Raw genomic sequence first — 8,053 nt, 5'->3', positions numbered from 1 at the left:
CCCTCCGAGCCCGGGATCGACGGCACGAAGCCCACGAGCACCCCGTCGCGCATGATCTGCGCCTCGAGCCCCGCGGTGCCGTCGTTGTCCCAGATCGCCTCGCGGCCGTCGGGCAGCACGACGCGGATGCCGTACTGCGTGATGCCGGCGTGCGGCAGCTTCACATGGGCGAAGACGTTGCGGCCGCGCAGCGTCTCGACGACTCGCCTCGCTCGTTCCTCTTCCATGACCCCGACGCTAACCCGGCCGGCTGAGCACCTGCTGAGGAACGGCTGTGCCCCCGATGGGCACAGGGCCCCGGCGCGAACGCCGGGGCCCGACGTGGTGCGGTGCGGGTCAGGCGAAGGACAGGCGTCCGCCGCCGTTGCCGAGATAGTCCTGCCAGCCCTGCGAGAACAGCGTGCCGCCGTCCCACGACGTGCTCTGGCTGTAGCGGACGGAGATGTCGCCGTTGTAGCGGTGCACGATCATGTCGCTCTTGTCGTCGCCGTTGATGTCGGCGAAGTAGAGCCGGCCGTTGCTGCCGTCGCCGAGGTAGCTCGCCCAGCCCTCGCTGATCAGGTAGCTGGTGCCGAACGACGAGCCGGTGCCGTAGCGGATGTTGATGTCGCCGTTGTAGCGGTGCACCAGCATGTCGGCCTTGCGGTCGCCGTTGACGTCGGTGAAGTAGAGCTTGCCGTTGACCTCGTAGAGGTAGTCCGCCCAGCCCTGGCTGACCGCCGGCTGCGCCTCGAAGAAGCTGCCGCGGTTGTACCGGACAACGATGCTGCCGTCGTACTGCAGCACGATCAGGTCGGCGCGCCCGTCGCCGTTCATGTCGGCGAAGAAGAGCTTGCCCTGTCCCTCGCCGCCGAGATAGTCCTGCCAGCCCTTGGTGAACAGGACACCGTCATCCCAGTAGGAGCCGCGGTTGTACCGGACGAAGATCTCACCGTTGGTGCGCTGGTTGAGCAGATCGGTCTTGCGGTCGCCGTTGATGTCGGCGTAGTAGAGCCGGCCCTGCCCGGGATAGCCGAGGTAGCTGTCCCAGCCGGTGCTGCGCGTGCCGCTGTTCTCGAAGAAGCTGCCCTTGTTGTTCCGGATCGAGATCTCACCGGCGGTGTTGTGCACGATCAGGTCGGCGCGCCCGTCGCCGTCGACGCTGCCCGGCCCCTCCGGCAGCGCGGCCGTCCACCAGGAGGTCTGCTTGCGGGCACCCGGCCAGCCAAAGCTGAAGTGGATGTGGTCGGTGTGCGGGCTGGAGCCGCTGTAGGAGCGCCAGCCCTCCGAAGCCCGGGACGCCGACCAGATCTTGCGGTTCCAGATGATGTACATGATGCCCATCCGGCGGGCGACGGCGTGCTTGTGGCCGTAGCTGTCGGTGTCGAGCATCCAGTCGACGACGCTGTTCGCGATCTTCTTCTGCGCGCTGTCGTTCACGTCGAGCATGTAGTCGAGGGCGCGGCCCTCCTTGTGCTCGCTCTTGCCGCCCGACCCGCAGGCGCGGCTGATGTTGCCGGTGCGGTTGAGGCCGTACGTGCTGTTCAGCAGGGCGCGCAGGGAGACCGGTCCGGGCTTTTCGTCCGGGTCGCACGTGGTCTGGTAGTCGGCGGCGGCGTAGCCCTCGATGGCCGGGCCGAAGTTGGGGCTGTCCGGCACCTTGGCGGCGGCGACCTCGAAGCCGCCCTCCAGCATCGACGCCTCCCCGGTGGGGGCGCCGAGGTCGGCGAAGTCGCTCTCGCCCTCGTCGTCCCCGGCGAGTGCGGCGCTGCCAATCGTGGCCCGTTGCGGGGCCGGGTCGGCGGCGTACGCCTGGGTGTTGCTCGCCAGCAGCATCGAGCACGCGACGGCGGCCGCGACGGCCGACGTGAGTGCCCGGCGGGTGGTCCTGGAAATAGCGGTCTCCCCGGGTCGGGAACGGGCAGGCTCCAGCGCTGGGCAGCGCCGGACGGGCGCCGCCCAGGCACCGGATCGTGCGGGATCGGTAAGCACACTAGAACGCCGGGTGAACCCCGTGTGTCCCCTCGCGACGGCCGCGATCGACGCGAAGCGTTATTGAGCAGCAACGATGCGCCAACAGGCGACTCCGCGTGATCAACGTCACCACGCTGCGTCAACGCATCGATGAACATTACTGCCTGGTCACATCGATGTCACTATGTTTCTTTGTCCGTCACATTGTCTTACTGTCGGGTAACCGGAGCGCTCCGGCCTTCTCCCCCGCGGATCAGGAGGCCATCGCCATGAAGAGACGCGTGACCGTCCTCGCCTGTCTCGTAACCGCCCTGCTCACCTCGACCGCCAGCCCCGCCGTCGCCGCGGCCACCGGCGACTACGTCGCGCTCGGTGACTCGTACTCCTCCGGGGTCGGCGCCCCGGGCCAGACCGGCTCGTGCTCGCGCAGCCCCAGCTCCTACCCGGGACTCTTCGCGGCCGCGCACGACCCGGCGTCGTACACGCTGGTCGCCTGCGGCGGTGCCACCACCGACACCCTGCGCGCCACCCAGCTCTCCGCCCTGAGCACCGGCACCGATCTGGTGTCGCTGACCATCGGCGGCAACGACGTCGGCTTCGCCCCGACCGTGCTGACCTGCACGCTCTCGAGCCAGGCCGCGTGCACCGCCGCCGTCGAGGAGGCGCTGGACCTGCTGGAGACGACCATCCCCACCAAGCTGGACGCCACCTACGCCGACATCCGCACCCGCGCCCCGAACGCCACCGTCGTCGTCCTCGGCTATCCGGTCCTCTTCGCCGAGACCCCGTCCTGCGCCCTCATGAGCCTGCCCAAGCGCCAGGCCCTCAACCGCGGCGCCCGCGCCCTGAACGCCGTCATCCAGGCGCGCGCCCAGGCGGCCGGCTTCGTCTGGTCGGACGTCACGGACGAGTTCGCCGGGCACGGCATCTGCAGCTCCGCGCCTTACCTCAACGGCCTCGTCCTGATCCCGGCGAGCAACTCCTTCCACCCCAACGCCGACGGCTACCGCTACGGCTACCTCCCCGCGCTGGAGGACGTCGCCAGCTGAACCGCGGCTTCGACGTGGAGGCGGGTGGTCGGGAAGACGGGCACCGGGCTGTCCGCCGGGCCGACGAGCAGCTCGATCTCCGTGCAGCCGAGGATGACGCCCTGGGCGCCGCGGCCGGCGAGGGAAGCGATCACCTCGCGGTAGCGGGCCCGGGACTCCTCCCGGACGATGCCCTGGACCAGCTCGTCGTAGATGATGCGGTGCACGTCGCGGCGGCCGGGCTCGTCCGGGACGAGGACCGTCAGGCCGCGGGCGGTGAGCCGGTCGCGGTAGAAGTCCTGTTCCATGGTGAAGGCGGTGCCCAGCAGGCCGATCGTGCCGAGGCCGGCGGCGAGCACGGCGTCGGCGGTGGCGTCCGCGAGGTGCAGCAGCGGGATGCCGATCGCGGCCTGCACCTCGTCGGCGACCTTGTGCATGGTGTTGGTGCACAGCAGCAGGAAGTCCGCGCCGGCGGCCTCGACCTGACGGGCGGCGCCGGCGAGCACGCGACCGGCCGCCGCCCAGTCGCCGGTGCGCTGCAGCTCCTCGATCTCGGCGAAGTCGGCGGACCACAGCACGCAGCGCGCCGAGTGGAGGCCGCCGAGCCGGTCGCGGACCAGCTCGTTCGCCAGCTTGTAGTAGTGCGCGCTGGACTCCCAGCTCATCCCGCCGAGCATCCCGATCGTCAGCATGGGCCCCTTCCTATCAGGAAAGGGGCCCATGCCTCGACGGATCAGTCGAGCAGCTCGGTGACCGTGCCCGCGGCGACCGTCCGGCCGCCCTCGCGCACCGCGAAGCCGAGGCCGGCGTCCATCGGCACCTCCTTGCCCAGCTCCACCGTGATGTCCACGGTGTCGCCCGGCAGCACCATCGGCAGCTCGCCGAGGTCGATCGCCCCGGAGACGTCGGTGGTGCGGAAGAAGAACTGCGGCCGGTAGTTCGCCACGAACGGCGTGTGCCGCCCGCCCTCCTCCTTCGTCAGCGCGTACAGGTGGGCCTTGAACTTGCGGTGCGGCGTCACGCTGCCCGGCAGCGCCACGACCTGCCCGCGCTGCACCTGGTCGCGCTTGATGCCGCGGAGCAGGATCGCCGCGTTGTCGCCGGCGTCGGCCGACGGCAGCGACTTGCCGAACGTCTCGAGCCCGGTCGCGACCGTGCTGATCGTCGGGCCGAGGCCGACCACCTCGACCGGCTCGCCGGCGCGCAGGGTGCCGCGCTCGACCTTGCCGGTGACGACGGTGCCGCGGCCGCTGATGGTGAGCACGTTCTCGATGGGCATCAGGAACGGTTCGCCGAGCTCCCGCTGCGGCACCGGCACGTACGCGTCGACCGCGTCGAGCAGGTCCACGACGGACTGCACCCACCGCGGGTCGCCCTCGAGCGCCTTCAGCGCGCTCACGCGGACGATCGGCACCTCGTCGCCGGGGAACCCGTACTCGCTGAGCAGCTCGCGGACCTCGAGCTCGACCAGGTCGAGCAGCTCGGTGTCCTCGACCGCGTCGCTCTTGTTCAGGGCGACGACCAGGTACGGTACGCCGACCCGCTGCGCGAGCAGCACGTGCTCACGCGTCTGGGGCATGGCGCCGTCCTGGGCGGACACGACGAGGATCGCCCCGTCGACCTGGGCCGCCCCCGTGATCATGTTCTTCACGTAGTCGGCGTGGCCGGGCATGTCGACGTGGGCGTAGTGCCGGGCGGGCGTCTCGTACTCGACGTGCGCGATGTTGATGGTGATGCCGCGGTCGTGCTCCTCCGGCGCCTTGTCGATCCCGTCGAACGCGACGTACCGGGTGGTGGCCGGGTCGCGGTCGGACAGGACCTTGGTGATGGCGGCGGTCAGGGTCGTCTTGCCGTGGTCGACGTGACCCATGGTGCCGATGTTGAGGTGCGGCTTGGTGCGGACGAACTGGCTCTTGGCCATGACAGAGATGTCCTCACTGGATGTAAGAAACAAGGGACGTGCGAGAACCCGCGCAGGGCCGGACCACCCTCCCCCTGGGTTCAGCGACTGGCGGGGAAGGGTCAGCGTCGGGTATCGGCGCCCGCGGCCAGGGCCGCCGCGGAGTCCACCGCGGGGAAGCCCGCCACGGAGGAGGAGGTCACGGACGCGGACGAGACCGCCGCCGCGACGAAGACCACGGCGGACACGGCCGCCGCGGAGAGCGCCGCGACGGACAACGCCGCGGCGGAGACAGCCACGCACACGGGAGCGGCCGGCGAGGAGAACCTCGCGGGCTGCTGCGAACCGAGTGCGAACATGGCGATCACGATAGGCCGTAACGCCCGCACCCGCGACTGTATTTCCGCCCGGAGGGGATCACACCCGGCCGATGTCGGCGAGCGGCGCCATCACGATGCGCGGCTTCTTCGCCGGGTTGAGCCACTTGAGGACGGTCAGCATGTTCGCGCGGCTGACCGACACGCAGCCGGCCGTCGACCCGGAGCCGTTGATGTGCAGGAAGATGGCCGAGCCCCGCACCGTGGAGACCGGCTTGCTGGTGACGCGCTGCGAGTGCGCGCTGTCCCAGGTGACCGACGAGCCGGCCGGGCGGTTGAAGTCGACGACCGCCACGTACTCGTACTGCTTCGGGTAGGCCGACAGCTTCTCCGACTCGCCGATCCGCCACGTCCGCTTGGCCGACGCCCAGGGCTGGAGGAGGTTGTAGGTCTTCGGGTCCTTGTTGTCGCCGACCCAGTAGTCGTTGCTGTCCGCCTTGACGTAGGGCATGGCGGTGCCCGGGTCGGCCTTGAGCCCGAAGGTCGACGTGATGCGGAAGGTGCCCATCGGGGAGGTGCCGGTGTTCTGCACCCGCAGCCCGGCCCACTCCCAGCCGCCGTAGCCGTTGCGCGCGGGCATCGCGGCGAACTTCGCGCTCCACGTGCCGTTGGCGTTCTTCACGTACGTCCGCAGCGTCCCGTACGTCGACGAGCGGCTGGTGCCCGTCACCACGACGACCTGCTGAGCGTCGCCGATGTTCTTGAGCCTCGACGGATGGTAGGCGGGCACCGTCGCGGCATCCGCGGACAGGGCACGGACCACCCCGAAGCCGAGCGCCGCCACGACGCCGAACGCTACGACCAGGCCTACCGCCGGCAACCTTCGCACGGCGCAGAACATTACCGCTCAGAAATCGAAAGCGCTGCCCTTCGCGCTGCCCGATGTCGTCCGGCCCTCCCGCGTGAACCGCCACGCCATGACGACCTGGTAGCGGTGGCCACGCGTGGGGCTGAGGGTCACGGGACCGCACTGGTGGGACGCGGATCCCTGCTCGTAGACCAGGTTGCCGCAGGTCCGGCTGTCCGATGTGGTGCGCCCGTTGCCGACGTCGCGCAGCGCCACCCACATCGTGGCGATGCCGGGGCGCGGGGCGGCGAGGGCGGCGCGCACCTGCACCTGCTCGCCGATCCGGTGGCACGGTTCGAGCATCAGTGCGTTGTCCATGCTGAAGGCGAGCTGCCGCGCACACGCCCAGGGGCCGGTGGTCTTCTCGGTGACGGGGGCGGGCGGCTTCGTCGTCCGGCGCGGCTTCGGGCGTACGGACGGCTTGGTCAGGGCCTGCGTCACCGCGGCCGTCACCGCGGCACGCGGCCGGACCCGCGCCCGGCTCGCGGCCTTGGTCTTGGTGGTGGTCGCGGGAGACGGCGTCGCGGACGTCGCGGCGATGGCGGACGGGACGGCGGCCGGGGGCGGCGGCGCGGCGAGCGAGGACTCCCCGCGGCCGAGGTGCCAGGCGGTGGTGGCGACGCCCGAGGCGAGCATCGCGGCGGAGACCAGGCCGACCAGGCCCCACGGCCGCGCCCAGCGCCAGCTCGCCGGCTGGTTGCGGCGGGGCACGGGACGCGCGACCGGCATCCCGGCCAGCGACGGGTGCGCGGGCGGCTCCGGCGGCCCCGACCCGGGCGGGGAGGAGGACCCGGGCGGGGAGGAGGACCCGGGCGGGGAGGAGGACCCGGGCGGGGAGCAGGAGATCGCGGAGGCGGGCGCGGCCGCTGAGCGGGCGGCGGCCGGCGCGGCGGCGGGAACGGAGGCGGCCGGCAGCGCCGGGGCGTCGAGCACGGCGCGCGCGACGTCGCCGAGGTCCACGGCGAGCTCGGCGGCGGTCGGGCGCAGGCGGGGCTTCTGCTCCAGGCACGACGCGATGACGTCCCACAGCGCGTCGGGGATGCCGGGGCGGCGCACGGGCTCCCCGCGCATGTGCAGGTTCATGAGGCCGTGCACGGTGTCGTCGTCGTACGGATGGCAGCCCGACACGAGCTCGTAGAGCAGGACGCCGAGGGCGTACACGTCGATGGCGGGGTTGGCGGGAGCGCCGTGGAACGCCTCGGGTGCCATGTAGTGCGGGGTGCCGACGACCGCGTTGGTGGTCGTCAGGCGCGGGGTGGCGAGGACGCGCGCAATGCCGAAGTCGGTGAGCCGCACGTCCAGCTTGCCGGGGCGCGCGTCGGCGAGCAGCACGTTGTCCGGCTTGAGGTCGCGGTGCACGATGCCGAGCTCGTGGGCCTCGGCGAGCGCCGCCGCGATCTGGGCGCCGACCCGGGCCGCCGCGGCGGGCGCGAGGGTCGGGTGCTCGCGCAGATGGTCGCGCAGGCTGCCGCCGGGCACCAGGTCCATCACCAGGCCCAGCGACTCCCCGACGCTGAAGAGGTCGCGCACCCGCACGACGTTGCGGTGCCGCAGCATCAGCAGGATCGTGCGCTCCTGCACGAACCGCGTCACCTGCTTGGGCCGGCTCATCAGGCTCTCGTGCAGCAGCTTCACCGCCACCGGCTCGCCCGATGCCCGGTCGACACCCCGCCACACCGTTCCGGTCGCGCCCTGACCGAGGGGCCGGATCAGGATGTACGAGGACCCGACGCACCGCCCGCTGAGATCGAGCGTCGCCGCCTCCTCTCCGCCGTCCGCCGGTAAGCCGCTGCCCGTGTGCTGCTCCACAGGTGGTCGTGTCCCTCCGCCCGCCGTGACGGTCAGTCACGGCACCGAGTTCGGCCGAGCCGGAATGATGCTGATTGTCCAGTTCAACATGCAACTCCCGGCGTCCGAGTTGGCAGTTGACGGGCACCCCCGCGGCCGC

Annotated in this window: 7 protein-coding genes and 1 pseudogene; 1 reads left to right on the top strand and 7 read right to left on the bottom strand. The window is 71.3% G+C overall.

The window, feature by feature from the left end:
• Together RBH18_RS30655 and RBH18_RS30650 are read right to left on the bottom strand one after the other, a co-directional pair.
• A pseudogene (locus RBH18_RS30655) lies at positions 1–227 on the bottom strand (hypothetical protein); the annotation flags it as partial.
• Positions 228–336: 109 nt separating this feature from the next.
• The gene (locus RBH18_RS30650) at positions 337–1,815 is read right to left on the bottom strand and encodes an FG-GAP repeat domain-containing protein (RefSeq protein ID WP_306213940.1); all 1,479 of its coding nucleotides are present in this window, start codon (positions 1,813–1,815) and stop codon (positions 337–339) included.
• Positions 1,816–2,222: 407 nt separating this feature from the next.
• Between RBH18_RS30650 and RBH18_RS30645 the strand changes: the two genes are divergently transcribed.
• Positions 2,223–3,002, top strand: a complete 780-nt coding sequence (locus tag RBH18_RS30645; RefSeq protein ID WP_306213939.1) for an SGNH/GDSL hydrolase family protein — start codon at positions 2,223–2,225, stop codon at positions 3,000–3,002.
• On the opposite strand, the gene RBH18_RS30640 is transcribed toward RBH18_RS30645, so the two are convergent.
• The 5 genes from RBH18_RS30640 to RBH18_RS30620 all read right to left on the bottom strand — a co-directional run bounded on the left by RBH18_RS30640 (position 2,969) and on the right by RBH18_RS30620 (position 7,914).
• Positions 2,969–3,673 (bottom strand): aspartate/glutamate racemase family protein, encoded by a 705-nt coding sequence (locus RBH18_RS30640; protein WP_306213938.1) that lies wholly within the window; start codon positions 3,671–3,673, stop codon positions 2,969–2,971. The genes RBH18_RS30645 and RBH18_RS30640 overlap by 34 nt on opposite strands.
• A 41-nt stretch (positions 3,674–3,714) precedes the next feature.
• Positions 3,715–4,902, bottom strand: coding sequence for an elongation factor Tu (gene tuf / locus RBH18_RS30635; RefSeq protein ID WP_306213937.1), 1,188 nt, complete (start codon positions 4,900–4,902; stop codon positions 3,715–3,717).
• Positions 4,903–5,003: 101 nt separating this feature from the next.
• On the bottom strand, positions 5,004–5,240 hold the full coding sequence (locus RBH18_RS30630) for a hypothetical protein (protein ID WP_306213936.1): 237 nt from the start codon (positions 5,238–5,240) through the stop codon (positions 5,004–5,006).
• Positions 5,241–5,298: 58 nt separating this feature from the next.
• On the bottom strand, positions 5,299–6,087 hold the full coding sequence (locus RBH18_RS30625; RefSeq protein WP_306213935.1) for a L,D-transpeptidase family protein: 789 nt from the start codon (positions 6,085–6,087) through the stop codon (positions 5,299–5,301).
• Between the two features lie 18 nt (positions 6,088–6,105).
• On the bottom strand, positions 6,106–7,914 hold the full coding sequence (locus tag RBH18_RS30620) for a serine/threonine-protein kinase (RefSeq protein ID WP_306213934.1): 1,809 nt from the start codon (positions 7,912–7,914) through the stop codon (positions 6,106–6,108).
• Between the last annotated feature and the right edge of the window lie 139 nt (positions 7,915–8,053).

The sequence above is a fragment of the Actinoplanes oryzae genome, from assembly GCF_030757795.1.
In the GTDB taxonomy this organism is placed as follows: Bacteria; Actinomycetota; Actinomycetes; order Mycobacteriales; family Micromonosporaceae; genus Actinoplanes.
The sequence above is the reverse complement of the archived record's forward strand: the minus strand, read 5'-3'. Positions and strand labels throughout refer to the sequence as shown.

What these genes read in the sequence shown, in the direction of transcription:
- RBH18_RS30650 (WP_306213940.1), bottom strand. Translation starts at nt 1,815, where the DNA reads ATGCTGCTGGCGAGCAACACCCAGGCGTACGCCGCCGACCCGGCCCCG.
- RBH18_RS30645 (WP_306213939.1), top strand. Translation starts at nt 2,223, where the DNA reads ATGAAGAGACGCGTGACCGTCCTCGCCTGTCTCGTAACCGCCCTGCTC.
- RBH18_RS30640 (WP_306213938.1), bottom strand. Translation starts at nt 3,673, where the DNA reads ATGCTGACGATCGGGATGCTCGGCGGGATGAGCTGGGAGTCCAGCGCG.
- tuf (WP_306213937.1), bottom strand. Translation starts at nt 4,902, where the DNA reads ATGGCCAAGAGCCAGTTCGTCCGCACCAAGCCGCACCTCAACATCGGC.
- RBH18_RS30630 (WP_306213936.1), bottom strand. Translation starts at nt 5,240, where the DNA reads ATGTTCGCACTCGGTTCGCAGCAGCCCGCGAGGTTCTCCTCGCCGGCC.